Source organism: Vibrio sp. 1249-1, assembly GCF_033340495.1.
The window spans coordinates 1-24453 of record NZ_JAWOWJ010000022.1; the positions used below are offsets into that span (position 1 = coordinate 1).

Sequence of the window (24453 nt, forward strand, 5' to 3'; positions counted from 1 at the left end):
GGTGGCTACGACGGGATTCGAACCTGTGACCCCATCATTATGAGTGATGTGCTCTAACCAGCTGAGCTACGTAGCCAAAACCATATTTTTTGTTCTCAACGCTTTGTTGCCTTGTCGTTGGGAACGGCGCGCATTATGCGAAGTTGAGTGAGATCCGTCAACAGTTTTTTTTAATAAATTTCGGAAAAAACCTCGTTCGCTTCCTTTTTAAACAAAGAGGCGTGTTTATGATCTAAAACTGGAAATAAATTAGCTTGCAGTTGCGTAATTTATTTTTGTTCATTTACTTAAGGTATTAAAAAAGCCAGCTTAACAGCTGGCTTTTAGTGTAAATGAAGTGTTTAGAATTCATTCATTTAATTAAACATTGAAGCGGAAGTGTACAACATCGCCATCTTTTACGATGTAGTCTTTACCTTCTAGACGCCATTTACCTGCGTCTTTTGCGCCATTTTCACCATTGAATTGGATGAAATCGTCGTAACCAACTACTTCTGCACGAATAAAGCCTTTCTCGAAGTCAGTGTGGATCTTACCTGCCGCCTGAGGCGCAGTTGCACCAACAGGGATTGTCCAAGCACGTACTTCTTTAACACCTGCTGTGAAGTAGGTGTGTAGAGTCAGTAGTTCGTAACCAGAGCGAATTACACGGTTCAGGCCCGGCTCTTCGATCCCCATATCTGCTAGGAATTCTTCGCGATCTTCATCTTCTAGTTCAGATAGTTCAGATTCGATAGCTGCACATACAGGTACAACGACATTGTTTTCTTTTTCTGCGAACTCACGAACCGCATCTAGATATGGGTTATTTTCGAAGCCATCTTCGTTTACGTTTGCAATGTACATAGTTGGCTTCAGTGTTAGGAAGTTTAGGTAGCCGATTGCTGCTAACTCTTCTTTAGATAGCTCAACTGTGCGTGCCATGCCGCCTTCAGTTAGTACTGGTAACAGTTTTTCTAGTACGGTTAGTTCAAATTTTGCATCTTTATCGCCGCCTTTTGCCTTCTTCGCGTTACGTTGAATCGCTCGCTCACAAGAATCAAGGTCAGCCATTGCAAGTTCAAGGTTGATCACTTCGATATCTTCGATAGGTGAAACTTTACCTGAAACGTGAACAATGTTTTCGTTTTCAAAACAGCGTACAACGTGGCCAATCGCGTCTGTTTCACGGATGTTAGCTAGGAATTTGTTACCTAAACCTTCACCACGTGATGCACCAGCAACAAGACCAGCGATGTCCACGAACTCCATCGTCGTTGGAAGAACTCTCTGTGGGTTAACGATCTTAGCTAGTGCGTCTAGACGTAGATCTGGCACAGGAACCACACCAGTGTTTGGTTCAATGGTACAGAACGGGAAGTTTGCTGCTTCGATACCCGCTTTAGTTAGTGCGTTGAACAGAGTTGATTTACCTACGTTAGGTAGACCAACGATGCCACATTTAAAACCCATGATAGTAACCTTATTCAGCTTTGAACGTGTGGAGGCGATTTTGTGCTTTAGATAGGCCATCCTTAATCAGGATATCTAGACAACGAACAGCCTCATCAGCTGCTGCATCTAAAAGCTCTTGCTCTTTAGCTGGCGCTTTACCTAATACAAAACCCGCCACTTTATCTTTGTGTCCCGGATGACCAATGCCAATACGAAGACGATAAAAATCTTTGTTATTGCCCAGTTTGCTAATGGTGTCACGCAGACCGTTGTGTCCACCGTGACCCCCACCTTTTTTAAACTTAGCGACACCTGGCGGTAAGTCTAGCTCGTCATGAGCAACCATGATCTCTTCAGGTTTAATTTGATAAAATTTCGCAAGCGCTGCGATCGATTTACCTGATAGATTCATGAAGGTGGTTGGGATAAGCAAACGGAGATCCTGGCCATTGACCATAATGCGTCCTGTTAGACCAAAAAACTTTGGTTCGTTCTTCAGTGTAACGTTGTGAACGCGTGCTAATTCTTCTACAACCCAAGCGCCCGCATTGTGACGAGTTCTGGCGTATTCTGGTCCTGGATTAGCAAGACCAACAAGAAGTTTGATTTGTTGACTCAAGGTTAGGATCTCTCTGGAATCTCAAAAAGCGCAGTATGATAGCACAGAAAACTCGCGGTGGGCGACTAAGGGATTTTCTAGTTATCAGTACAAATAAAAAAACACCCCAAAGAGGGGTGCTTTTGAAATCAGTGTAACTGAAATGTTCGTATTAGTTGAACATTGCAGAGATTGACTCTTCGTTGCTGATACGACGAATCGCTTCAGCCAGCATGCGAGATAGGCTTAGTGTTGTCACTTTACCTGTTGCAGCCATCTCTTTAGACAGAGAGATAGAGTCAGTTACGATAACTTGGTCAAGAACTGAGTTCTTGATGTTATCCGCAGCGTTGCCTGAGAATACTGCGTGAGTAGCGTAAGCGAATACACGCTTAGCACCGCGCTCTTTTAGTGCTTCAGCTGCTTTACATAGTGTGCCACCTGTGTCGATCATGTCATCAACGATCACACAGTCACGACCTTCAACATCACCGATTAGGTTCATTACTTCAGAAACGTTTGCACGTGGACGACGCTTATCTACGATTGCGATGTCGATGTCGCCTAGTGCTTTTGCTGTTGCACGAGCACGAACAACGCCACCTAGGTCAGGAGATACCACTACAGGGTTATCTAGACCGCGAGCCTGCATATCTTCAAGTAGCACTGGCGTGCCGAAGATGTTGTCTACAGGTACATCGAAGAAGCCTTGAATTTGCTCTGCGTGTAGGTCGATAGTTAGAACGCGGTCAACACCAACGTTAGATAGGAAATCAGCAACAACTTTTGCAGTAATTGGCACACGCGCAGAACGTACACGACGGTCTTGGCGAGCGTAGCCGAAGTAAGGGATAACTGCAGTGATACGGCCTGCTGAAGCACGGCGCATTGCATCAATCATAACAACCAATTCCATTAGGTTGTCGTTAGTCGGTGCACAAGTGGATTGAATGATGAAAACATCGCTACCACGAACATTCTCATTGATTTGAACTGCAACTTCGCCATCAGAAAAGCGAGAAACAGATGCATCACCAAGAGAGATGTAAAGACGATCAGCAATACGTTGGGCTAGTTCAGGTGTTGCGTTACCAGCAAATAGCTTCATATCAGGCACGGTGGAAACCTCGGGTTTGCGTCCAGTTTAAATAGGTCGGTGTGAGGCTGATTGGTATTCAGCCAAAGTCTCTTTTAATGGCGAAATATTGCGCCCTTGAGCGACAAATGCCGAGACTTTATCAGAGAGTTGTGCAAGGATAGTTTCTGCTTCAGATTTGCTCGAAAATTCAGCAAAAACGCAAGATCCTGTCCCCGTCAATCTTGACGGCGCGTATTGTAGCAGCCAAGAAAGTTGCTTATCAACCTCTGGGTAGAGCATTCGTACAATTTTTTCGCAATCGTTTACGCTTGGCGTATTTAAAAGTGTTTCTAGATCTCGTTTTGGGGTGTTTCGCGTTAGATCTGGATGACAAAAAACGTCGACGGTTGCGATAGATACATTCGGTCTGACGACTAAATACCACTTTTCTTCGGGATAAGCAGGAGAGAGTTTTTCACCAATACCTTCAGCAAAAGCTGCAAATCCGCGCACAAATACGGGCACGTCTGCGCCTAGTTTTAAACCTATTTCAGCCAGTTCGTCGTCAGTTAGATTCAGTTGCCATAAGTAATTCAGTGCCACTAATGCTGTAGCTGCATTCGATGAGCCCCCACCAATGCCTCCACCCATAGGCAGCACTTTCTGTAGCTCAATATGCGCGCCAAAAGGGCAGTTTGAGTAAGCTTGAAGCGCGGTTGCTGCTTTCCAAATTAAATTGTCTTGAAGAGGCAGACCTTCTATCTCTGGAGAAATTGTAATATCACCAGAATAGTTCGCTTGAATAGTGAGCTCATCGCCGTGATCGACGAATTGGAATAAGGTTTGTAACTCGTGGTAGCCATTCTCTGTACGGCCGTTGATATATAGAAAGAGATTCAATTTCGCTGGTGATGGCCAGCGTGTTGAAAGTTCAATCATTGGGTGATGTTCCATTTTGTGATCACTAGATTTATTTTGACATCAGCTGTGGTGAGTTTCAGCTTATTTGGCAGAGGGAGAGACTGTTCATGCCATTGAACGTCGCCATATCGTTGATATGCAATACTCCAATCATTTAAACCAATTTGTTTGTTTAACGCTTGCAGTGTATTGGTTGGAGACAGTTGGAATTTGTCGGCATCGGTCGGTAGACCTAATAGCCAGTCAGGCATGTGTTCGACGGGCATCATCAACCCTGTAAGACGGTAAATCAGCTGGTTAGCACTGCGAGAAGAAAGGACCTGATCGTCGTAAGTTTCTACTGTGGCGCCTTGTGGGGTGATGGTGAGCTTTAATGCCGTTTGTCCGAGAATCGTTGTTAAACGCAACTGGCTTAGTGCTGAAGAATGTTTCCAGTAGAAGTTTAAATTTTGTCTTTGGTCTGGGCCAATATAACCAAGTTTCCCCGTTGCTTGAAAATCTTGGATGGTTTCGAGTCGCTGCTCATGAGCTTGCCATTCAACGCTGGTAACACTTTCAGGAACGGACGAACAACCAGCGAGCAGTAAGCTCGACAAGAAAAAAAGAATAAAGGAGCGTAACGTCATGTTTGATGGCTTATTAATCAGTTTCATCGGGAATCGCTCACAACTATAGCATTGAAAAGTCGCACTTAGGAAAACAAATCCGGCTTACCCTTTCAATAAATGCGTGCTTACAGTAAAATTCTGGACCTATTTTATAACCTATCCCAGAGATACCACGTTAGATGTCCTTGCTTGCTATTGGAATTAATCACAATACAGCGTCTGTCGACTTGCGAGAGAAGGTGGCGTTTGGTCCGGATAAACTCGGCCCTGCACTCGAGCAACTTAGAGAGCACGAAGCAGTTAACGGCAGTGTGATTGTTTCAACCTGTAACCGAACTGAGTTGTACTGCGATGTTAAGCAAGGAGCGCGAAACAAGTTGATCGATTGGCTTGCTCAATTTCATCAAGTGAGCCGCGAAGATTTAATGCCGAGTTTGTATGTTCATGAAGAGCAAGCAGCAATAAAGCATTTGATGCGCGTATCGTGCGGTCTTGACTCTCTGGTGTTGGGTGAGCCTCAAATTTTGGGGCAGGTAAAGCAAGCATTTTCTGACTCGCGAGATCATCAAGCCGTCGATGCCTCGATTGATAAACTGTTTCAAAAGACGTTCTCAGTCGCCAAACGGGTAAGAACAGAGACAGATATTGGTGGTAATGCCGTGTCCGTGGCTTATGCGGCATGTACACTGGCAAAACATATTTTTGAGTCGTTATCAGATTCAACCGTGCTTTTGGTTGGTGCGGGTGAGACGATTGAATTGGTCGCGAAGCATTTAGCGTCCAACGGTTGCACAAAAATGATTGTCGCGAACCGCACTAAAGAGCGCGCGCAAGGCTTAGCGGACCAATTTGGCGCAGAAGTGATCAGTTTGAACGAAATTCCTGAACATTTGGCGAAAGCGGATATTGTGATTAGCTCAACGGCGAGCCCATTGCCTATTATTGGCAAAGGTATGGTCGAAACGGCTCTAAAGCAGCGCCGGCATCAACCTATCTTGTTGGTCGATATTGCGGTGCCGCGAGATGTAGAGTCGGAAGTCGGTGAACTGAACGACGCATATCTGTATTCTGTTGATGACTTGCAATCTATCATCGACAGCAACATTGAGCAGCGTAAAGTCGAAGCGATTCAAGCTGAAGCGATTGTTAGTGAAGAAAGCGCTGCATTTATGACATGGTTGCGTTCACTGCAAGCCGTCGATAGTATTCGCGACTATCGCAAATCAGCCAACGAAATTCGTGAAGAGTTACTGAGCAAAAGTTTGCAATCTTTAGCGGCAGGCGCAGATCCGGAGAAAGTGCTGCGCGAGCTGAGTAATAAACTCACCAACAAACTGATTCACGCTCCAACTCGCGCATTGCAAAGTGCAGCAGAGCAAGGCGAACCAGCAAAATTAACGATTATCCGCCAAACACTTGGCTTGGATGATCTATAACTCACGCTTTTTATTAAGAAAACGACACTATGAAAGCCTCTATTCTGACTAAGCTAGAAACGCTAGTAGAACGTTACGAAGAAGTTCAACATCTTCTTGGTGATCCTGATGTAATTGGAAATCAGGACAAATTCCGTGCTCTATCAAGAGAGTACTCTCAGCTAGAAGAAGTAACCAAGTGCTTCCAAGCTTATCAACAAGCACAAGAAGATCTTGTCGCCGCTGAAGAGATGGCAAACGAAGACGACGAAGAAATGCGTGAAATGGCGCAAGAAGAAATCAAAGAAGCGAAAGCGACGATTGAGCGTCTTACTGATGAGTTACAGATTCTTCTTCTGCCAAAAGATCCGAACGATGATCGTAACTGTTTCCTAGAAATTCGTGCAGGTGCGGGTGGCGACGAAGCGGGTATCTTCGCGGGTGATCTATTCCGTATGTACAGCAAGTACGCAGAAAAGCGTGGTTGGCGTATCGAAGTGATGTCTTCTAACGAAGCAGAACACGGCGGTTACAAAGAGATGATCGCGAAAGTAAGCGGCGACGGTGCATACGGCGTGTTGAAGTTTGAGTCAGGCGGTCACCGTGTACAGCGTGTTCCAGCAACAGAGTCTCAAGGTCGTGTGCATACTTCTGCTTGTACAGTAGCAGTAATGGCGGAAATCCCTGAAGCGGATCTGCCAGAAATCAAAGCAGCAGACCTGAAAATCGATACGTTCCGTGCATCTGGCGCGGGTGGTCAGCACGTTAACACCACGGATTCTGCAATCCGTATTACCCACTTACCAACGGGTACGGTAGTAGAGTGTCAGGATGAGCGTTCACAGCACAAGAACAAAGCGAAAGCAATGGCGGTTCTTGCTGCTCGTATCGTTCAAGCGGAAGAAGAGCGTCGTGCCGCAGAAGTGTCTGATACACGTCGTAACCTTCTAGGTTCTGGTGACCGTAGTGACCGTATTCGTACCTACAACTACCCACAAGGTCGTGTGTCTGATCACCGTATCAACCTGACCATCTATCGTTTGAACGAAGTGATGGAAGGTGACCTGCAGAGCTTGATTGATCCTGTGATTCAAGAGCACCAAGCAGACCAACTTGCGGCGCTCGCAGAGAACGGCTAATCGATGAGCCAAGTTCAATCGATTGAGCAAGCACTGAAAAGTGCGACGGCGAAACTGGCAGAAGGCGGCAAAGAGTCGCCTTCTCTCGATGCAGCTGTACTCCTTTGCCATGTCCTTGGCAAACCACGAACTTACCTGCTGACCTGGCCAGAAAAAGCATTAGAAGCAGAGCAAAAATCTCAGTTTGACGCTCTACTTGAACGACGTTTAACTGGTGAACCCGTCGCTTATATTATTGGTGAGCGAGAGTTTTGGTCTCTACCGTTCAAAGTTTCTCCCTCTACCTTGATCCCAAGACCGGATACAGAACGTTTGGTCGAGGTTGCACTCGATAAAACCTACGAGCAAACTGGGCCTATTTTAGATCTTGGAACGGGTACGGGAGCTATCGCCATCGCGCTTGCATCTGAAATGCCAAAGCGTCAAGTGACGGGCGTAGACCTTAAGCAAGAAGCGAAAGCACTTGCAGAGTACAATGCTGAGCAGCTAAACATCAAAAATGTGACCTTTGCTCAAGGCAGTTGGTTTGAGCCTATTACAGAAGGTACGAAGTTTGCTTTAATTGTCTCCAACCCGCCATATATTGATGAAAAAGATCCACATTTATCCCAAGGTGATGTGCGCTTTGAGCCAAAATCTGCATTAGTTGCTAAAGAGAATGGCTTAGCTGATATTCGTTATATCTCGGATCTTGCTCGTCAGTATCTTGAAGTGGGCGGTTGGCTGGCATTTGAACATGGTTATGATCAAGGTGAGGCGGTGCGTGAGATAATGCGTGGCTTTGGTTACCAACAGGTCGTTACGGAAAAAGATTACGGTGGTAACGATCGAGTAACGCTCGGTTGTTTTGCCTGTTAATCACGGAAGTCAGCAAACACTAACTAAAAAGAGAAGAAAAATGTACGTAGCTCTAAAACACATACACTTAGTGACGATTGCGCTCAGCGCGACACTATTATCGATCCGATTCGTGTTAATGATGATGAACTCACCGAAGCGAAATAATCGCTTTTTGAAAGTGTTTCCCCACATCGTTGATACTGCATTGCTAGTGTCAGGTATCGCGCTTATTTTCATTACTGGTTTCATCCCGTTTACCGATGCCGCACCGTGGTTAACAAACAAAATCACCTGCGTACTGGCGTACATTGCGCTTGGATTCTTCTCATTGAAACTTGCGAAAAACAACCTACTGAAGATATTTGGCTTTTTCGGCGCATTGGGTTGGTTGGTCATGGCTGCAAACATTGCTGTGTCTAAGAGCCCTACGTTATTTGGATAGACGTCATGTTAGAGTTTTTTGACGAAGATTTTGACAATATACCGTTGGTGGAAGGTGCGCTTGAGCTCAACAAAGCGATTAACCCAGAAACCAAAGTACATTGGGCGAAACAAGAGTTAGAGCGTCTTTACAAAGATGCAGAAGCCACGCTTGTTCATGAAACCGATGAAGAGCAACGATTTGATGCATTCCTACGACTGTTTTTCCACGAGTGGGGGTTCAAAGGCGACGAGCAGGAATACTTTATTTCGGACAACAGCTTCATCGATAAAGTGTTGGAGCGCAGAAAAGGTATTCCTGTGAGCTTAGGTTCGATTTTGTTATACCTAGGCAAAAAGCTGGGGTTCCCGTTGAAGGGAGTTACTTTCCCTACTCAGTTCCTGTTAAAAGTCGACTGGATGCATAAGAAGCCAGACTACATCAACCCATTTAATGGTGAGTATGTAGGTGAAAGGATTCTTCAAGCTTGGCTTATTGGCCAGGAAGGACCGCTAGCTCAGCTAAAGCCTGAACATTTTGAGGAAGCTGACAACCCAACAATTATTGGTCGCTGGTTGGCGTTGATTAAAAGTGCGATGTTGCGCGAAGAGCATTATACGCTGGCATTACGTTGTACGAATCTTGCTCTAACGTTTGTGCCAGATGATCCATACGAAATTCGTGACCGTGGTTTTATTTTCCAACAGCTAGAGTGCCCTCAAGTAGCGGTATCAGATTTTCAGTACTTTATTGACCAATGCCCTGACGATCCGGCTTCCGAGCTACTAAAATCACAAGTTAATGTGATGAGTGAAACGCACGTCACACTTCACTAATTTTATCGATGTGCCGAACTGTGGCGTATCGTGGACAGAAAAAGAGAATCAAAATGGAACAGAAAATCGTTAATATCGGCGACATTCAGGTTGCTAACGACAAGCCATTCACCCTATTTGCAGGTATGAACGTTCTTGAGTCTCGTGATCTTGCGATGCAGATCTGTGAGCACTACGTAAAAGTAACGGAAAAACTTGGTATTCCTTACGTATTTAAGGCGTCGTTTGACAAAGCAAACCGCAGTTCTGTTCATTCATACCGTGGTCCAGGTCTGGAAGAAGGTATGAAAATCTTTCAGGAGCTGAAAGACACTTTTGGTGTAAAGATCATCACGGACGTTCACACTGAAGCACAAGCTCAACCTGTCGCTGACGTGGTAGACGTTATTCAGCTTCCTGCATTCCTAGCTCGTCAAACTGACCTTGTTGAAGCTATGGCTAAAACAGGTGCGGTTATCAACGTGAAGAAACCTCAATTTATGAGCCCAGGTCAAGTGGGTAACATCGTTGAGAAGTTCGCAGAATGCGGTAACGACAAGATCATCCTATGTGAGCGCGGTTCTTGCCACGGTTACGATAACCTAGTTGTAGACATGCTTGGTTTTGGTGTGATGAAAAATGCTTCGAAAGGTAGCCCAATCATCTTTGACGTAACGCACTCACTACAAATGCGTGACCCATCAGGCGCAGCATCTGGCGGCCGTCGTGAGCAGACAGTTGAGCTTGCAAAAGCGGGTCTAGCGACAGGCATCGCAGGTCTATTTATCGAAGCGCACCCAAACCCAGACCAAGCGCGTTGTGATGGCCCATCTGCACTGCCTCTAGACAAGTTAGAGCCATTCTTAGCACAAATGAAATCGCTTGATGATCTGATCAAGAGCTTTGCAGATATCGATATCAAGTAAACGCCAGATGACTGGTGGTAACAAATACTATAGCCAACCGAGTGTTGGCTATTTTTTTATCTGAAAAACTGTAAATTCTCAAACTTGTTACTGATGAATTTGTTATTGCTAAACAATGCATCATAATTATTAAATCAATGTGTTAGGGTGCACGTGGTTTTCAAATAGATCGAATGCTTAAAATGTGCGTCAGTAATCCCAATAAGAAAAAGGTAAATAAATGAATCAGCGTCTGATGATCAAAACTGTTTTGAGTGCCGCTATCTTGGCCTCGTTAGCTGGGTGTGCTACGCAACCTGCACCAGAATGGAATGCCGATACAACCTATAAATTGACCGTGTTGCACACTAACGATCATCATGGTCGCTTTTGGCAAAATCGATACGGTGAATATGGCATGGCGGCGCGTAAAACGTTAATCGATGATTTGCGCGAAGAAATACAGGATGAGGGGGGCAGCGTGTTACTGCTTTCTGGTGGTGACATCAACACAGGAGTACCTGAGTCTGATTTACAAGATGCCGAGCCGGATTTTAAAGGCATGAGCAAAATTGGTTACGATGCGATGGCTCTAGGTAATCATGAGTTTGATAATCCATTGGACGTGCTATTCAAGCAGCAAGAGTGGGCAAACTTTCCGATGTTGTCTGCCAATATTTACGATAAAAATACTGGCAAGCGTTTATTTCAACCATACGCGATGTTTAACAAGCAAGGCATTAAAATTGCGGTCATTGGTCTTACAACCGAAGACACTGCGAAACTTGGCAACCCTGAATTCATTGAACAAATTGACTTCCGTGACCCAAAAGAAGAAGCCAAGAAGCTGATTGCAGAACTGAAAGAAACAGAGTATCCAGATCTGATTTTTGCTGTCACGCATATGGGACACTATGAAAATGGTAATAGAGGCATCAATGCTCCTGGCGATGTGGCGTTAGCTCGTTATTTGAATGACGGCGATCTCGACATGATCGTTGGAGGACACTCACAAGAACCTGTGTGCATGGAAGGTCCAAACGTTATCAAAAAGAACTTTAAACCAGGTGATGAATGTCAGCCCGATAAACAAAATGGCACCTTTATTGTTCAGGCACATGAGTGGGGGAAATATGTGGGACGCGCCGATTACGAGTTTCGTAATGGCGAACTCTCGATGGTGAGCTACGATCTGATCCCTGTAAACTTGAAAAAGAAAGTTAAAGTTGATGGTCAGTCGCAACGAGTCTTGATCCAAGATGAGATTAAACAAGACGAAATGATGCTTGAGTTTCTTCGTCCTTATCAAGAAAAAGGTCAGGGCAAACTAAACGTGAAGATTGCAGAATCTAACGGTAAGCTTGAGGGTGACCGCAATGTGGTTCGTTACCAGCAAACAAACTTAGGTCGATTAATTGCAACGGCTCACATGGAACGTGCGAAAGCAGATTTCGCCGTAATGAATTCTGGCGGCGTTCGCGATTCGATTGCAGCAGGTGAGATTACCTACAAAGATGTGCTCACTGTTCAGCCATTTGGCAATATGGTTTCTTACGTTGATATGACGGGTAAAGAGGTATTAGATTATCTAAATGTCGTTGCAACTAAGCCTGTTGACTCTGGTGCTTATGCACAGTTTGCCGGCATTGCGATGAGTATCAATAATGGTGAGGTAACCAATGTGTTTATTGGTAATAAGCAACTTCGCTTAGATGGTAATTACCGCTTTACCGTACCAAGCTACAATGCTGCTGGTGGTGATGGTTACCCTAAAATCGACGATCATCCAGGGTATGTAAATACAGGTTTTACCGATGCTGAAGTTTTGAAGGATTATTTAGAAACACACAGCCCTATTGATGTTAATGAGTATGCCCCTTCAGGTGAAATCACGTATTTAGTTGATACGGCGATTGATCAGTAACCCAACAGAGAAAAAGCGATTGACTCAAACTCGCTGATATCATTAACTAAAAGCGCAGATCCAATTCAGTCTGCGCTTTTTGTTTTTATGAGGAGAATCTTAATGACTCCGGCCATTAATCTTGCGAAAAAGAAAAAAATTCCACACACCATCCATCAATATGAGCACGATCCTAGAGCCGATAGTTATGGTTTAGAAGCTGCTGAAGTGCTAGGACAGGATCCGAAAACAGTATTTAAAACCTTGCTGTTCTGCTTGAACGGGGAGCCAAAGAATCTTGCGGTTGCGATTATCCCTGTTGATCAAAAGCTGAACCTAAAACTGGCAGCGAAAGCAGCGAAGGGCAAAAAGGCCGATATGGCTGATCCGGAAATCGCGCAAAAGACCACAGGTTATGTCGTTGGTGGAATTAGCCCACTAGGGCAGAAGAAAGCATTACCTACTTTTTTGCACGAAAGCGCAGCAGAGCAAGACACAATCTGTGTGAGTGCTGGTAAACGTGGTTTAGAAATTGAGTTAGCCCCGAGAGATTTGCTGAGCTTAACTCGCGGTCAGTTTGCACCTCTTTGTTTGTAAACTCATGACAAATAAAAAGGACGCTCATGAGCGTCCTTTTTTGATCTTGCCTGTCAGTGAAGCGTTACTTCTTCAGACTCAATGTACCACCAGTGCGTTTAGCTGGTTTACTTGGTTTCGCGGCATTTGGGTTCATGTAATGCTGCTTGGGCTTACTCGGTGATTGAGGCTTGTTTGCTGAATGCGTATTGCTCGATGCATCTGGTTTACGGTGTGATTTACCATGCTCGCCTTGCGGTCTGCTGCGTTCACCTTGTGGTTTCGCTTTGTAATGTTCTTTAGCTGGACGTCCGCCTTCATCATCACGCTGACGACGCTTTTGTTGACCTTTTTTCGAGTTTGGTGCATGACGGAATTCATCAGCATTGTTACCACGGAAAGTTCGTGTCTTCTGGTTACGACGAGCAGTAGAATCTTGGTTTTCTTCACGGCTATCAAACAGCTTCGCGTCGGTCGCTTTACGAATGTTGCGACCTCTAGAGTCTGTTTTTGATGCTTCTTCTGTACCTACCGAGCCTTCACACATTGCTAGGATCTCTGCCACTTCTTCGTCACTTAGATAACGCCATTTTCCATTCGGAATACCATCAAGAGAGATATTCATGATGCGTACGCGACGCAGCTTGAATACTTCATAGCCCAGCGCTTCACACATGCGACGGATCTGACGGTTAAGTCCTTGAGTGAGCACAATACGGAAAGAGAATTTAGTTTCTTTCGTTACCTTACAAGGTAGGGTGACTGTGTCGAGAATCTTAACGCCACTCGACATCTGTTTGAGAAACTCGCCTGTAATTGGCTTGTCCACGCGTACGACGTACTCTTTTTCGTGGCTGTTGCCTGCGCGAAGGATTTTGTTCACGATGTCGCCATCGTTGGTCAAAAAGATCAGACCATCAGAGGGTTTGTCTAAGCGGCCGATCGGAAAGATACGTTTTTGGTGGCCGATGAAATCAACGATGTTTCCAGGGACGTCTCTCTCAGTTGTACAGGTGATGCCTGTTGGTTTATTGAGAGCGATATAAATCGGCTTCTCTTTTGCTGCCACTGGCTTACCATCCACACAAACATCATCACCAGGTAGCACTTTTGTCCCCATTTCAGGTTTGTTGCCATTAATGGTGACACGGCCTTGCTCAATCAGTCTGTCTGCTTCACGGCGTGAGCAAAACCCCGTTTCACTGATGAATTTATTTAATCGTTTAGCGTTGTCTTGTGACATTTTTGTCTCCTAACGTTTCACAACGGCGAATGAAGCTCCCTTCCTTTAAGGGGAAGGAAGAATAAGGGCGGGCATTCTAGCATTAGGGTGAAATTTAGCCTAACCGTTTTTGGTGACGTTCGCGGGTTTCTAATTTCTTTTCCGCACTTTTTCTAAGTAGGACGTAAACGGCTCCAGTTCCACCGTGAAAGCGTTGCGCACTATGGACGCATTGGACTTCCTTTATTTGTCGTAGCCAACTGCTAACAAAGCTTTTCATCATTGCAGGTGGATTTGAGCGTTCTCCTCGACCATGGACGATAACGACCGTTCTAATGTCCATTGATAGGCATTGCTTTAAAAACGTCACGACTTCATCGCGTGCTTCTTTCAATGTTTTACGGTGCAAATCCAAGCGAGCTTGGATTGGATACTTACCAAGGCGAAGTTTGCGGTAAACCCCGTCCTGTACACCATCACGTTTGAACTCAACAAAGTCCTCTGGCTTGAGCATTTCAGCGTGATCAAGTGATAGGTATTCTGGGTCATCTTCCGTTAACCAGATTGCTGCTTCGCGTTTTGCGAGCTGTGCTTCTGTTACTTGGTGTACTTTTTTGTGTTCGGTGGTGTCTTGAGTGATTGGCTTTACATCGCCCATCATCTGTTGAAATAGATCAAAATCGTCGTCGTGAGACATAGCAGTAATCTCATTAAGAACAGGGAAGAATAATAGGATTATATCAATGAGTGGTGCATTGAGATCAAATAAAAAACCGGAGTAGGCAAGTAACCGACTCCGGTGCAAAGCGTTTCTAGAGCTAAGCGAGATCTAGTGAGGAGATTTGTCGTTCATGATCTTGTATATGAAGAAACCGCCGTAAAATAACATCAGACCAATTGCCCCAAAAATTACTATCATTGACGATAGACCCACTGCATTACCAAATAGGAGATCAAGCCAAAAGTCCATACGTTTCCTCCAAGATGTTCCCGACAGGAATAAACTAAATGGCGGTGTCTTGTTGCACACTGATCTGGATCAATTATGTTGCTAAGGTTAATAAACTGTATTTTGTTGTGAGTTATCAGTCACATTTTACGTGCTAGTGTTCAGTTATTCATCAAACGAATTAAGACCTAAGGTTTTTTTGTAAAAAGCACTTGCGCCACAGTTCAGAATCCGTAATATACGCATTCGTTGACGGGGACAATTCCTCAGTTAAACATCTCGGTGAATAGCGCAGCTTGGTAGCGCATCTGGTTTGGGACCAGAGGGTCGGGGGTTCGAATCCCTCTTCACCGACCACTTTCAGAAAGCCTGCTCAATGAGCAGGCTTTCGTCGTTTTTAGTGCTAGTAATTTTAGACTTCAATAGTATCGAACCAAATGGGGTTCGCTTGAAGTTAGAACATGGCTCTTCACCGACACGTATTGAGAGGAAGGCTCTACAGAAATGTAGGGCCTTTTCATTTTTTAAGAGCGAGTAAATTTATTACTTGATGTCACACGAGATAGTATTGATAGGAGTTTCAGAAGTAGTGAAACAGACATAAGCGGTCTTTGGGTGATTTGGCCCAATCTTGACGTAACCCGCTTTTAAATCGTCTTCATCAAACGTTACTGAGTGAGATTTGCTTGTATTTCCATCATAGTAAACCGCTTCAAAGCCTTGGTTCATCATATGTGCAACGCGATTTCGAGTGTGGGCTGTTGAAAACGTGATGTTCGCGCAACGCATCATTGGTTTTTCGGTAATAAGAAATTGACCACTCTCTTTATCTAAAACACCGCCTTTTACTTCCGGAGTTATATCAATAGCTTGAAAAGCTTCTACGTTGCATGGCGGTTTAGCATAAGACAGCGAAGAAGTGAGCATAATTCCAATCGTGTATAGGAATAAATATTTAAATTTCATATGAGTTGTTTTGTATCCACTTAGCTTAACGGCGTTTTATAAGAAAGTTTGAATGAATTTTAAATGGTTGTATTTAAATAATTGTATTTAAATGGCATTTTTCAAACAATCACTAGATATCACAATTTGCTTGGCGCGGCTTACCCAGTGGTTTGATGTTAAATCCCCGATTTTTAAGCAGTTCAATCAGGTTATCTTTACCTACTAAATGCAAGCCACCAACAACAACGGTGTAACGACCCGATTGCTGAGGTAGAACACTGCCAGTGTCGAGTTTTTTAGCCCAATCTCGATTACGCTCGTATAAAAAGGCTTGGTTAAACTCTTCTGTTGTATGATCGGTCAAAGAGGCTTCGACCAACATGCTACCATCACCACTCTTCCAACTCTCTATCAAGCATTGAACCAACTCTTCTCCGCCATCATATTCTTCAATTGATGAGAGAAGTATCTCTTTACCGCCTTCTGATTGACCTGCGATTAAATCGATTTGGAATTGCACGGACTCTAGTGGAATGACCGGGATTTGCTTTTTATCAGCGAGTCCTATTAAGTGCATGTCGACCCCTTTATCAGAGACATACCCCAGTTTGTTGACTAAAGCGAGTTGGATGGTGAATGCGGCCATCCAAGGTGGGGAATTTAGGAGTTGAGTTTCTGGCAAACCTAAATCTTGGGCAATTTCAATTAAGTGGCGACGTTGAGCTCTGTCTAAAACATCTTTAGAAAGAATGGTTGTTTGTGGGTAAACCAAGCCTTCAGAATTCCTGACGTCTGCTTCAATAATCAACCCTGTGCTTTGGCTTAAATGCTGGATGACCGTTCTAGGGAGTGGGTACATCGTTTTATCCCCCACATGTACCGAGCCAATAATCATAAGTTCGGTTTCCCCTTTTTTTGCTAACCAATGCTGTGGCTCTGCATAAGATGAAAAAGGAGTCAAAGTAACAAGTAGAGATGATATGAGCGTCAAGAGACGAAACATAGAATGGTCCTCAGATAAGATACCTTTAAACTTTATACGCAAAATAGCGTGAGGTTAAGTGCAATTTCTCCAGTGGGGTATTCGACAAAATCGTCATTTCTAAAAATATTGACGAGTTTTGACGACGAATAAATGAGAGTCACTTCACGAAAGGTAAATAGGTAATTCGCTTACTAATGGCTCACAAAATAATTAGGCGTGATCCAAATCTTACAAAATCAGTCGTAACTCATGAATATAAGTGACCTAGATCGCAGCAAACTCGTCAAAACAAGTTGTTCGATTTTGACGTGTATTGTAACTCCATGAAAATTAGGTTTTTATTATTTTTTCTGAGTGTCATTTTTTGAACTGGATCACTTCCTATTTCTATTTATTTTACGCTTAGAAATAACAGGTTGTATGTTGAATGTAACGGTTAGGCACCTCGCATTTGAGGGGCCGAGATTTTTATCATTGTCGTTTTGAACCACTGACTTTTTTGGGGAAGTAAGATGTTTAAACCTAGTCTGATTGCTGTTTCTGTTATCACTACATTAGCAGGTTGCTCTGCGCTGCAAAGCTCTGAACAACAAGTTGTAAATTCGTTGGCTAATAATCTTGATATTCAATACCAAGTGTTGACTAACCACGGTGCAAACGAAGGTCTTGCTTGTCAGGACTTAGGGGCTGAGTGGGCGTCTTGTAACAAGGTAAACATGACGCTGGTTAACCAAGGTGAAGCGGTTGACTCAAAAGATTGGGCTATTTACTTCCATAGCATTCGTCTGATTCTGGATGTTGAAAACGAACAGTTTAAAATCTCTCGCGTAACGGGTGATCTACACAAACTAGAACCAACAGATAAGTTTGATGGTTTTGCTGCGGGTGAAGAGGTTGTGCTTCCTCTTGTTGCTGAATACTGGCAGCTATTTGAAACTGACTTCATGCCAGGCGCTTTCGTTGCTGCACCAAATGCAGAGCCTAAGATGATCGCTTCTCTTAACACAGAAGACGTTGCATCTTTCGTGACTGGCCTTGAGGGTAACAACCTAAAACGTACGCCAGATGACAACAACGTATTTGCGAGCGCTGTGTCTCGTTTCGAGAAGAACGAAGATCTAGCAAAACAAGACGTATCAACCACGTTACTACCAACGCCAATGTCTGTTGAAGCAGGTAAAGGTACGGTAGATATCGCGGCGGGTATTGCGCTGCCTAAAGACGCATTCGATGCGGCTCAATACGCAGCAATTCAAGGTCGTGCAGAAGTGGTAGGTGTGGATGTTCGTGGTGATCTTCCTGTAAGCATCACTGTTGTTCCTGCAGACTTCACCGGTGAATTGGCAAAATCTGGTGCTTACGAAATGAGCATCAAAGGCGACGGTATTGCGATTAAAGCGTTTGACCAAGCAGGTGCTTTCTACGCAGTACAATCTATCTTTGGCTTGGTAGATAGCCAAAATGCTGATTCTCTACCACAACTGTCTATTAAAGATGCGCCGCGTTTTGATTACCGTGGTGTGATGGTGGACGTGGCTCGTAACTTCCACTCTAAAGACGCAATTCTTGCAACGCTTGACCAAATGGCCGCGTACAAGATGAACAAACTACACCTTCACCTAACGGATGATGAAGGCTGGCGTTTAGAAATCCCGGGTCTGCCTGAGCTGACTGAAGTGGGTGCTAACCGTTGTTTCGATTTGGAAGAGAAAAGCTGTTTACTGCCTCAGCTTGGCTCAGGCGCAACGACAGACAACTTTGGCTCTGGCTTCTTCAGCAAAGCAGACTACGTGGACATCTTGAAGTACGCGAAAGCGCGTAACATCGAAGTGATTCCTGAAATCGATATGCCAGCGCACGCACGTGCAGCAGTGATATCAATGGAAGCACGTTACGACCGTCTGATGGAAGAAGGCAAAGAAGCCGAAGCGAACGAGTACCGCCTGATGGACCCTCAAGATACATCGAACGTAACGACGGTTCAGTTCTACAACAAGCAAAGCTTCATCAATCCATGTATGGAATCTTCCACTCGCTTTGTTGATAAAGTGATTTCAGAAGTAGCAGCAATGCACCAAGAAGCGGGCACGCCGCTAACAACATGGCACTTTGGTGGTGACGAAGCGAAGAACATCAAGCTAGGCGCTGGTCTGCAAGACATCAACGCAGAAGACAAAGTAAGCTGGAAGGGTAACATTGATTTGTCTAAGCAAGACAAGCCATTTGCACAATCTCCACAATGTCAGACGCTAATTGCAGACGGTACGGTAAGCGATTTTGCTCATCTACCAAGCCACTTTGCAGAAGAAGTGTCGAAGATGGTGGCAGAGAAAGGCATTCCAAACTTCCAAGCTTGGCAAGATGGCCTTAAGTACAGCGAAGGTGAGAAAGCGTTCGCAACAGAAAACACACGTGTTAACTTCTGGGACGTTCTTTACTGGGGGGGCACATCATCAGTGTACGAATGGTCTAAGAAAGGTTACGACGTTATCGTTTCTAACCCAGACTACGTGTACATGGACATGCCGTACGAAGTTGACCCGAAAGAGCGTGGTTACTACTGGGCGACGCGTGCAACAGATACTCGTAAGATGTTTGGTTTTGCACCAGAGAACATGCCTCAAAACGCAGAAACTTCTGTAGACCGCGATGGTAACGGCTTCACTGGTAAAGGTGAAATCGAAGCGAAACCTTTCTACGGTCTATCAGCACAGCTTTGGTCTGAGACAGTACGTAACGATGAGCAATACGAGTACATGGTATTCCCTCGCGTACTAGCAGCCGCTGAGCGTGCATGGCACCGTGCTGATTGGGAAAACGACTACAAAGTGGGTGTTGAATACTCGCAAAACTCTAACCTAGTAGACAAAGTCGCGCTAAACCAAGACTACAACCGCTTTGCGAACGTACTTGGCCAACGTGAACTGGCTAAGCTAGAAAAATCAGGTATCGACTACCGCCTGCCTGTACCAGGTGCGAAAGTAGAAGATGGCAAGCTAGCAATGAACGTTCAGTTCCCAGGGGTGAAGCTTCAATACTCTCTAGACGGCAAGAACTGGCTAACTTACGCAGATAATGCTCGTCCAAATGTGAAAGGTGAAGTGTTTATCCGTTCCGTGTCAGCAACTGGTGAGAAAGCAAGTCGAGTGACCAGCGTGAAATAACTCAATTCTTGTAAGTTAATTTTTTGGCAAAGCCTCAACCTCATGTTGGGGCTTTCTTTATTTTTTTAGGAAATTAAGCGTGATCGATGTCTAATTATTTTTCATTGATAAATAAGTTTTTGGTTGTAATGGTCAAGGTTATTGTGAACTGGATCGACTTAATCTGCTAAATATCAATAAATTATCTGTTTACGATCACACTTCTATTTTTTGAATAATTTTATAAAAATACGATAAGTGCCTGTATTTTCCATGTTTTTATCAGGGTTGTTGAGCTTCGGTTTGAACAAGATCACTTTTTAAAATGTTTTATTTTTCATCGCGAATTAATTGAAACAATATTGCGAACGCCAAGGAGGCACATTCCAAAGTTTGCGATAAAAGGGAAGAGATGCCCTCTAAAACTATCGCATAACGTGAATAAATAAAGGCAGTAATTATGAAAAACATTTTTGCACTGAGTGCTCTTTCTCTCGCTTTCGCTTCTAGCGCTTTTGCTGGTTCTTCTTACGTAACAGGTAATGTTCAATTCCACGATGATGGTCGAATTCATGGTTCGGACGTTACGTCTACACTGGAAGCTGGTCATACTTTTGATAACCAATTCGGCGGCTTTACGGTTTACACCGAATTTGATGGTATTCAGTTGGGTAAACTGGAAACAGAAAACGGTGGCGCAGGTAACACAACACCAGCAATCACTGTGGGTGGTGAGCAGTCATTTAATATTACCGATCATTTATGGGTTGCCGCGGGTTACCAACACCTGTTCTCTGCTGGCGAGAACGTACAGTACCGTCCATTGGTTAAGATCGGTTACAACTTCGATAACGGCATCTCCTTAAGTAACCGTACTCGTGCGCACATTGATGCGACAGACGCAGATGCGGATACAGATTACCGCATGGACAACCGCATCGGTTACGTGATGAATGAGGATGTGACGCTAAGCTACAACAACGTCTACATGATTGAAGCGGAAACCATGGACCACGAGCTTCGTGCAACGTGGACTCGTAAAGGTGTTCAACCTTACTTTGAGTTCCGCAGTCAAGCACACGGTGCAGAAAACGCGAGTGGTGACAGCCTAGTGAATAACGCTTTTGTATTTGGTGCCTCTTACGGCTTCTAATTTTATATTTGTCTTAACTGTCCATTTAGAAAAAGCCCAGCGGTTTATCTCGCTGGGCTTTGTTTTTATTGGTCGTTGCCTTCGTGGTGGCTATATTCGAACACTTGGCCTTTTTCGTTAAAGGCGTAAACGGTGTAGCTGTCTTTTTTGTCGCCATATTCCATACCAGGGGAGCCCATTGGCATGCCCGGTACTGATAGGCCTTTTGCGTTACGTGGTGGATTTTTCAAAAACGCTTTAATGTCTTCGGCTGGAATGTGACCTTCAAACAGATAGCCGTTGATCTCTGCCGTGTGGCAAGAGTAAAGCTGTTCATTCTTGATGCCTAGATCGCGTTTGATGGCGTTCATGTCATCGTGCAATTTTTCTTCGACCGTAAAGCCGTTCTCTTCCATGTGTTTTGTCCATTCTCCACAACAGCCACAGTATGGTGATTTATGGTTAATGACATCGGCTGCCAATACGTTGGCGGACACGGTCGCAAGCATTGCAAAGGTCAATAGTTTCAACTTCATAATACCCTCAAAAAGAAGTGGTTATTTTACTGAAAACAGTCGTAGTCGATTTGCATTACTAACGACAGTAATTGAAGACAGTGCCATTGCCGCTCCTGCGACAACAGGACTGAGCAAAAATCCAAACGCTGGGTAAAGCACGCCAGCGGCAACTGGAATACCCAACGAGTTGTAAACAAAGGCACCAAATAGGTTTTGCTTCATGTTTTTAAGTGTAGCGCGAGAGAGTTCAATCGCATGTACTACCGCCATTGGTGACGTGTTCAGGATGGTCATTTGCGAACTTTCAATGGCGACATCACTGCCGCTACCCATGGCAATACCTAGGTTGGATAACGCGAGAGCAGGGGCGTCGTTAATGCCATCCCCCACCATTGCCACGACATGTCCTTGAGATTGAAGTTGCTCAATGTGCTGAGCTTTCTCATCTGGCATTACTTGGGCAATCACTTCATCAATACCAAGTTCTTGGCCGATAGCATTGGCAACGTGTTGGTTATCGCCCGTCAGCATTACCGTTTTGATGCCTTGCGATTTTAATGCAGAGAGCGCTTGCTTCGCATCTGATTTGAGCGGGTCGGCAATGGCGATCAGACCGATCAGTTCGCCGTTCAATGCCACAGCTACCGGAGTCCACGCATTTTTTGCGCATTCATCGATGGCAGGTTTTAGTGCGCTGGTCTCGACGTTCTCTGCTTGCATAAATTGAAGCGAACCAATGAGTAGCGGTTTATCTTGATACGTCGCCCAAATGCCGCGCCCGCGAACGTTCTCAAACTTGTCTAATGAGACATCCTTTGCGTCGTGTCGTTTGGCGTAATCACATACCGCTTTTGCCAGTGGGTGCTCAGACTGACGCTCTGCCGCATACGCTAAAGCCAATAGATCTTCTTGGCTGGTGGCGTGAGTAAACACTTTCTGAACGCTAGGTTTACCTTGGGTAAGCGTGCCAGTTTTGTCGAACACAACCGTGTCGACTTTGCTTGCCAATTGCAGGGCGTCGGCGTCTTTGATCAGAATGCCGAGCTCTGCGGCTTTACCCACTCCCACCGTGACAGAAAGCGGGGTTGCTAAGCCTAGAGCGCAAGGACAGGCGATGATCAGGACGGTTGTGGTGACCACCAGCATATAACTCGCTTTTGGCTCTGGGCCAACGGCAAACCAAACGAGCGCGGCCAGTATTGCTATGCCAACAACGACAGGGACAAACACCGATGAAATCTGGTCTGCCAGTTTCGCGATGGCAGGCTTACTGCTTTGCGCTGTGCGCACCATGCGGATGATACGAGCCAGCATGGTATTTGCGCCAATGCCCGTTGCTTCAATGACTAATCCACCATCGGTATTTAATGTCCCGGCAGACACTTGAGCCTCTTGTGCTTTTAATACTGGTACTGGTTCACCAGTGAGCATCGACTCATCAATGTATGATTCACCTTGAATCACAACGCCATCAACAGGCACTTTCTCGCCTGGTTTGATACGCAGTTTCATGCCTAACGTGATTTGCTCAACCGCGATTTTTTGGTCGCCTTGTTCCGTAATTACCGTAGCTTGCTGAGGTTGCAGGTTAATCAACGCTTGTAAGGAACGTGTTGTGTTTGCTTTGGCTTTTGCTTCTATATAGTGACCAAGAGAAATTAAGCCGATGATCATTGCACTCGCTTCAAAGTACACGTGGCGTGAAGCAAGAGGGAACCAGTCTGGGAAAATCACCACAAGCATCGAATAGAACCACGCTGCGCCAGTACCGAGCGCGACTAACGTGTCCATGGTGGCGCGCTTGTGAGTAGCTGCTAACCAAGCGTTACTGAAGAAGTGTTTCCCTGCTGTGGCAAGAAGGAGTAAACATACGATACCGATCGCGCCCCAAGCTAATTGGTCGTTGGTGTTGCGAATCATCATATTGCCGCCAGCAACGCCCCAAATCATTAAAGGGGCACCGACGACAAGGCCAGCAATAGCATCCAGTTTAAAGCGTTTTTGTTGCTGACGTTGTTGCTGTGCTTGCTTTTCTTGCTGGGTGGCGGCGTCTTGTAGGATCTCTGCTTGGTAACCGGCTTGTTTTACCGATTCAACAATTGCGTTAAGGAGGTCATCAGAGTCTTGGCTTGCGAATACTAGTGCGCTTTGTTCTGCGAGGTTGACCTGTGCTTTCTCAACGCCTTCTACGTTAGTAAGTGCTTTCTCTACTGAAGAGACGCAACTCGCACACGTCATGCCTTGAATCAGCATTTGCAATTGAATACTCGCTGGTGGCACCTGCGTATCTTTAATATTGCTTTGCTTTTCTACCTGTTCGGTCTCTGGTGAGCTTTCGTTCTCTACTTCAACAGAATCAAGATTGGCGGTATAGCCGAGTGTTGCTATTAAGTCGATCACTTGTTGCTCGGAGAGGAGGGTACGAATCTCTAAGTGCGTTGTTGAAGCCTCAAAAGAAATAACGTCTTGATTAGATTCTAATAAAGATGAAAGTTTTTTGACGCAGCCGCCACAGCTTAAGCCTGAAAGGTTTAGTTCGTAGTGATTTCCTGCTTGGTAACCAAGAGATTCAATCGACGAGACGAGCTCTTTAAGAGAAGACTCGGTTTTGACCTCTACTTGCGTCGGGGACAAATTGAGGATCTCCACATCGTGATTTGCATGTAAAGCCTTCTCAACTTTTCTCGCACAGCCCATGCAGTTGAGCCCTGATAAAGGTATAACTAACTGATACATAATCTGCACCTCAATAGTAGTGATGCTATGAGCTTAAACCTTCCTGCAAGGGTAAGGTCAATACCCATTTGCTACTCACAACAATTTCGTCAAAATCTCTCGAATCCCACAAGTGCATGGTCATTTTACTTGCGAGTGATCTCAAGGTTTTTTCTCTTTGAATATAA

22 protein-coding genes and 2 tRNA genes are annotated in these 24453 nt (G+C 44.8%); 11 read left to right on the forward strand and 13 right to left on the reverse strand.

Annotation, left to right across the window (positions count from 1 at the left end):
- Positions 1-2 precede the first annotated feature (2 nt).
- From R7Z50_RS22420 to lolB, 6 genes are all read right to left on the reverse strand, one after another.
- A tRNA-Met gene (locus R7Z50_RS22420) sits at positions 3-76 on the reverse strand.
- A gap of 284 nt (positions 77-360) precedes the next feature.
- Positions 361-1452 carry a redox-regulated ATPase YchF gene (gene ychF, locus R7Z50_RS22425; RefSeq protein ID WP_005393178.1) on the reverse strand — a complete coding sequence of 364 codons (1092 nt, stop codon included), beginning with the start codon at positions 1450-1452 and terminating at the stop codon, positions 361-363.
- 10 nt (positions 1453-1462) lie between these two features.
- Positions 1463-2053, reverse strand: a complete 591-nt coding sequence (gene pth / locus R7Z50_RS22430; RefSeq protein ID WP_005384112.1) for an aminoacyl-tRNA hydrolase — start codon at positions 2051-2053, stop codon at positions 1463-1465.
- Positions 2054-2204: 151 nt separating this feature from the next.
- On the reverse strand, positions 2205-3149 hold the full coding sequence (locus tag R7Z50_RS22435; RefSeq protein WP_005393176.1) for a ribose-phosphate pyrophosphokinase: 945 nt from the start codon (positions 3147-3149) through the stop codon (positions 2205-2207).
- A 27-nt stretch (positions 3150-3176) separates the two neighbouring features.
- Positions 3177-4064 carry a 4-(cytidine 5'-diphospho)-2-C-methyl-D-erythritol kinase gene (gene ispE / locus R7Z50_RS22440; protein ID WP_139832080.1) on the reverse strand — a complete coding sequence of 296 codons (888 nt, stop codon included), beginning with the start codon at positions 4062-4064 and terminating at the stop codon, positions 3177-3179.
- The gene (gene lolB / locus R7Z50_RS22445; protein WP_085570134.1) at positions 4046-4684 is read right to left on the reverse strand and encodes a lipoprotein insertase outer membrane protein LolB; all 639 of its coding nucleotides are present in this window, start codon (positions 4682-4684) and stop codon (positions 4046-4048) included. Before lolB ends, ispE begins: the two co-directional genes overlap by 19 nt.
- A gap of 134 nt (positions 4685-4818) precedes the next feature.
- Between lolB and hemA the strand changes: the two genes are divergently transcribed.
- The 8 genes from hemA to ybaK all read left to right on the forward strand — a co-directional run bounded on the left by hemA (position 4819) and on the right by ybaK (position 12674).
- A complete protein-coding gene (gene hemA, locus R7Z50_RS22450; protein ID WP_005384104.1) occupies positions 4819-6075 on the forward strand; it encodes a glutamyl-tRNA reductase in 1257 nt (418 codons plus the stop codon).
- A gap of 29 nt (positions 6076-6104) precedes the next feature.
- Positions 6105-7193, forward strand: coding sequence for a peptide chain release factor 1 (gene prfA / locus R7Z50_RS22455; RefSeq protein ID WP_005382222.1), 1089 nt, complete (start codon positions 6105-6107; stop codon positions 7191-7193).
- 3 nt (positions 7194-7196) lie between these two features.
- A complete protein-coding gene (prmC, locus tag R7Z50_RS22460; protein ID WP_115385795.1) occupies positions 7197-8051 on the forward strand; it encodes a peptide chain release factor N(5)-glutamine methyltransferase in 855 nt (284 codons plus the stop codon).
- A gap of 40 nt (positions 8052-8091) precedes the next feature.
- Positions 8092-8475, forward strand: coding sequence for a SirB2 family protein (locus tag R7Z50_RS22465; protein WP_005382225.1), 384 nt, complete (start codon positions 8092-8094; stop codon positions 8473-8475).
- 5 nt (positions 8476-8480) lie between these two features.
- Positions 8481-9290 carry a SirB1 family protein gene (locus R7Z50_RS22470; RefSeq protein ID WP_005384098.1) on the forward strand — a complete coding sequence of 270 codons (810 nt, stop codon included), beginning with the start codon at positions 8481-8483 and terminating at the stop codon, positions 9288-9290.
- A gap of 53 nt (positions 9291-9343) precedes the next feature.
- Positions 9344-10195: a 3-deoxy-8-phosphooctulonate synthase gene (kdsA, locus tag R7Z50_RS22475; protein WP_005384095.1), complete on the forward strand. Its 852-nt coding sequence runs from the start codon at positions 9344-9346 to the stop codon at positions 10193-10195.
- A gap of 220 nt (positions 10196-10415) precedes the next feature.
- Positions 10416-12098 carry a bifunctional UDP-sugar hydrolase/5'-nucleotidase UshA gene (ushA, locus tag R7Z50_RS22480; RefSeq protein ID WP_225492302.1) on the forward strand — a complete coding sequence of 561 codons (1683 nt, stop codon included), beginning with the start codon at positions 10416-10418 and terminating at the stop codon, positions 12096-12098.
- A 102-nt stretch (positions 12099-12200) separates the two neighbouring features.
- Positions 12201-12674, forward strand: coding sequence for a Cys-tRNA(Pro) deacylase (ybaK, locus tag R7Z50_RS22485; protein WP_005382231.1), 474 nt, complete (start codon positions 12201-12203; stop codon positions 12672-12674).
- A 64-nt stretch (positions 12675-12738) separates the two neighbouring features.
- On the opposite strand, the gene rluF is transcribed toward ybaK, so the two are convergent.
- The 3 genes from rluF to R7Z50_RS22500 form a co-directional block, all read right to left on the reverse strand.
- Positions 12739-13896, reverse strand: a complete 1158-nt coding sequence (gene rluF, locus R7Z50_RS22490; protein ID WP_064377052.1) for a 23S rRNA pseudouridine(2604) synthase RluF — start codon at positions 13894-13896, stop codon at positions 12739-12741.
- A gap of 94 nt (positions 13897-13990) precedes the next feature.
- The gene (gene smrA / locus R7Z50_RS22495) at positions 13991-14572 is read right to left on the reverse strand and encodes a DNA endonuclease SmrA (RefSeq protein ID WP_005382233.1); all 582 of its coding nucleotides are present in this window, start codon (positions 14570-14572) and stop codon (positions 13991-13993) included.
- 132 nt (positions 14573-14704) lie between these two features.
- A complete protein-coding gene (locus tag R7Z50_RS22500; RefSeq protein ID WP_005382236.1) occupies positions 14705-14845 on the reverse strand; it encodes a DUF3149 domain-containing protein in 141 nt (46 codons plus the stop codon).
- A gap of 259 nt (positions 14846-15104) precedes the next feature.
- Here R7Z50_RS22500 and R7Z50_RS22505 point away from each other — a divergent pair.
- Positions 15105-15181, forward strand: a tRNA-Pro gene (locus R7Z50_RS22505).
- A gap of 186 nt (positions 15182-15367) precedes the next feature.
- Here R7Z50_RS22505 and R7Z50_RS22510 read toward each other — a convergent pair.
- Together R7Z50_RS22510 and R7Z50_RS22515 are read right to left on the reverse strand one after the other, a co-directional pair.
- Positions 15368-15751: a hypothetical protein gene (locus R7Z50_RS22510; protein WP_005384085.1), complete on the reverse strand. Its 384-nt coding sequence runs from the start codon at positions 15749-15751 to the stop codon at positions 15368-15370.
- A 151-nt stretch (positions 15752-15902) separates the two neighbouring features.
- Positions 15903-16775: a TraB/GumN family protein gene (locus R7Z50_RS22515; protein WP_225491768.1), complete on the reverse strand. Its 873-nt coding sequence runs from the start codon at positions 16773-16775 to the stop codon at positions 15903-15905.
- Positions 16776-17269: 494 nt separating this feature from the next.
- Between R7Z50_RS22515 and R7Z50_RS22520 the strand changes: the two genes are divergently transcribed.
- Entirely contained in the window at positions 17270-19921 is a 2652-nt protein-coding gene (locus R7Z50_RS22520) for a beta-N-acetylhexosaminidase (RefSeq protein WP_054579500.1), read from the forward strand.
- A 439-nt stretch (positions 19922-20360) separates the two neighbouring features.
- A complete protein-coding gene (locus R7Z50_RS22525; RefSeq protein ID WP_005382004.1) occupies positions 20361-21053 on the forward strand; it encodes an oligogalacturonate-specific porin KdgM family protein in 693 nt (230 codons plus the stop codon).
- Between the two features lie 65 nt (positions 21054-21118).
- On the opposite strand, the gene R7Z50_RS22530 is transcribed toward R7Z50_RS22525, so the two are convergent.
- Together R7Z50_RS22530 and R7Z50_RS22535 are read right to left on the reverse strand one after the other, a co-directional pair.
- Positions 21119-21568 (reverse strand): DUF411 domain-containing protein, encoded by a 450-nt coding sequence (locus R7Z50_RS22530; protein ID WP_005382005.1) that lies wholly within the window; start codon positions 21566-21568, stop codon positions 21119-21121.
- A 21-nt stretch (positions 21569-21589) separates the two neighbouring features.
- Positions 21590-24286: a heavy metal translocating P-type ATPase gene (locus R7Z50_RS22535; RefSeq protein ID WP_225491769.1), complete on the reverse strand. Its 2697-nt coding sequence runs from the start codon at positions 24284-24286 to the stop codon at positions 21590-21592.
- Positions 24287-24453 lie beyond the last annotated feature (167 nt).

What these genes read in the sequence shown, in the direction of transcription:
- ychF (WP_005393178.1), bottom strand. Translation starts at nt 1,452, where the DNA reads ATGGGTTTTAAATGTGGCATCGTTGGTCTACCTAACGTAGGTAAATCA.
- ispE (WP_139832080.1), bottom strand. Translation starts at nt 4,064, where the DNA reads ATGGAACATCACCCAATGATTGAACTTTCAACACGCTGGCCATCACCA.
- lolB (WP_085570134.1), bottom strand. Translation starts at nt 4,684, where the DNA reads ATGAAACTGATTAATAAGCCATCAAACATGACGTTACGCTCCTTTATT.
- hemA (WP_005384104.1), top strand. Translation starts at nt 4,819, where the DNA reads ATGTCCTTGCTTGCTATTGGAATTAATCACAATACAGCGTCTGTCGAC.
- prfA (WP_005382222.1), top strand. Translation starts at nt 6,105, where the DNA reads ATGAAAGCCTCTATTCTGACTAAGCTAGAAACGCTAGTAGAACGTTAC.
- prmC (WP_115385795.1), top strand. Translation starts at nt 7,197, where the DNA reads ATGAGCCAAGTTCAATCGATTGAGCAAGCACTGAAAAGTGCGACGGCG.
- R7Z50_RS22465 (WP_005382225.1), top strand. Translation starts at nt 8,092, where the DNA reads ATGTACGTAGCTCTAAAACACATACACTTAGTGACGATTGCGCTCAGC.
- R7Z50_RS22470 (WP_005384098.1), top strand. Translation starts at nt 8,481, where the DNA reads ATGTTAGAGTTTTTTGACGAAGATTTTGACAATATACCGTTGGTGGAA.
- kdsA (WP_005384095.1), top strand. Translation starts at nt 9,344, where the DNA reads ATGGAACAGAAAATCGTTAATATCGGCGACATTCAGGTTGCTAACGAC.
- ushA (WP_225492302.1), top strand. Translation starts at nt 10,416, where the DNA reads ATGAATCAGCGTCTGATGATCAAAACTGTTTTGAGTGCCGCTATCTTG.
- ybaK (WP_005382231.1), top strand. Translation starts at nt 12,201, where the DNA reads ATGACTCCGGCCATTAATCTTGCGAAAAAGAAAAAAATTCCACACACC.
- rluF (WP_064377052.1), bottom strand. Translation starts at nt 13,896, where the DNA reads ATGTCACAAGACAACGCTAAACGATTAAATAAATTCATCAGTGAAACG.
- smrA (WP_005382233.1), bottom strand. Translation starts at nt 14,572, where the DNA reads ATGTCTCACGACGACGATTTTGATCTATTTCAACAGATGATGGGCGAT.
- R7Z50_RS22500 (WP_005382236.1), bottom strand. Translation starts at nt 14,845, where the DNA reads ATGGACTTTTGGCTTGATCTCCTATTTGGTAATGCAGTGGGTCTATCG.
- R7Z50_RS22510 (WP_005384085.1), bottom strand. Translation starts at nt 15,751, where the DNA reads ATGCTCACTTCTTCGCTGTCTTATGCTAAACCGCCATGCAACGTAGAA.
- R7Z50_RS22515 (WP_225491768.1), bottom strand. Translation starts at nt 16,775, where the DNA reads ATGTTTCGTCTCTTGACGCTCATATCATCTCTACTTGTTACTTTGACT.
- R7Z50_RS22520 (WP_054579500.1), top strand. Translation starts at nt 17,270, where the DNA reads ATGTTTAAACCTAGTCTGATTGCTGTTTCTGTTATCACTACATTAGCA.
- R7Z50_RS22525 (WP_005382004.1), top strand. Translation starts at nt 20,361, where the DNA reads ATGAAAAACATTTTTGCACTGAGTGCTCTTTCTCTCGCTTTCGCTTCT.
- R7Z50_RS22530 (WP_005382005.1), bottom strand. Translation starts at nt 21,568, where the DNA reads ATGAAGTTGAAACTATTGACCTTTGCAATGCTTGCGACCGTGTCCGCC.
- R7Z50_RS22535 (WP_225491769.1), bottom strand. Translation starts at nt 24,286, where the DNA reads ATGTATCAGTTAGTTATACCTTTATCAGGGCTCAACTGCATGGGCTGT.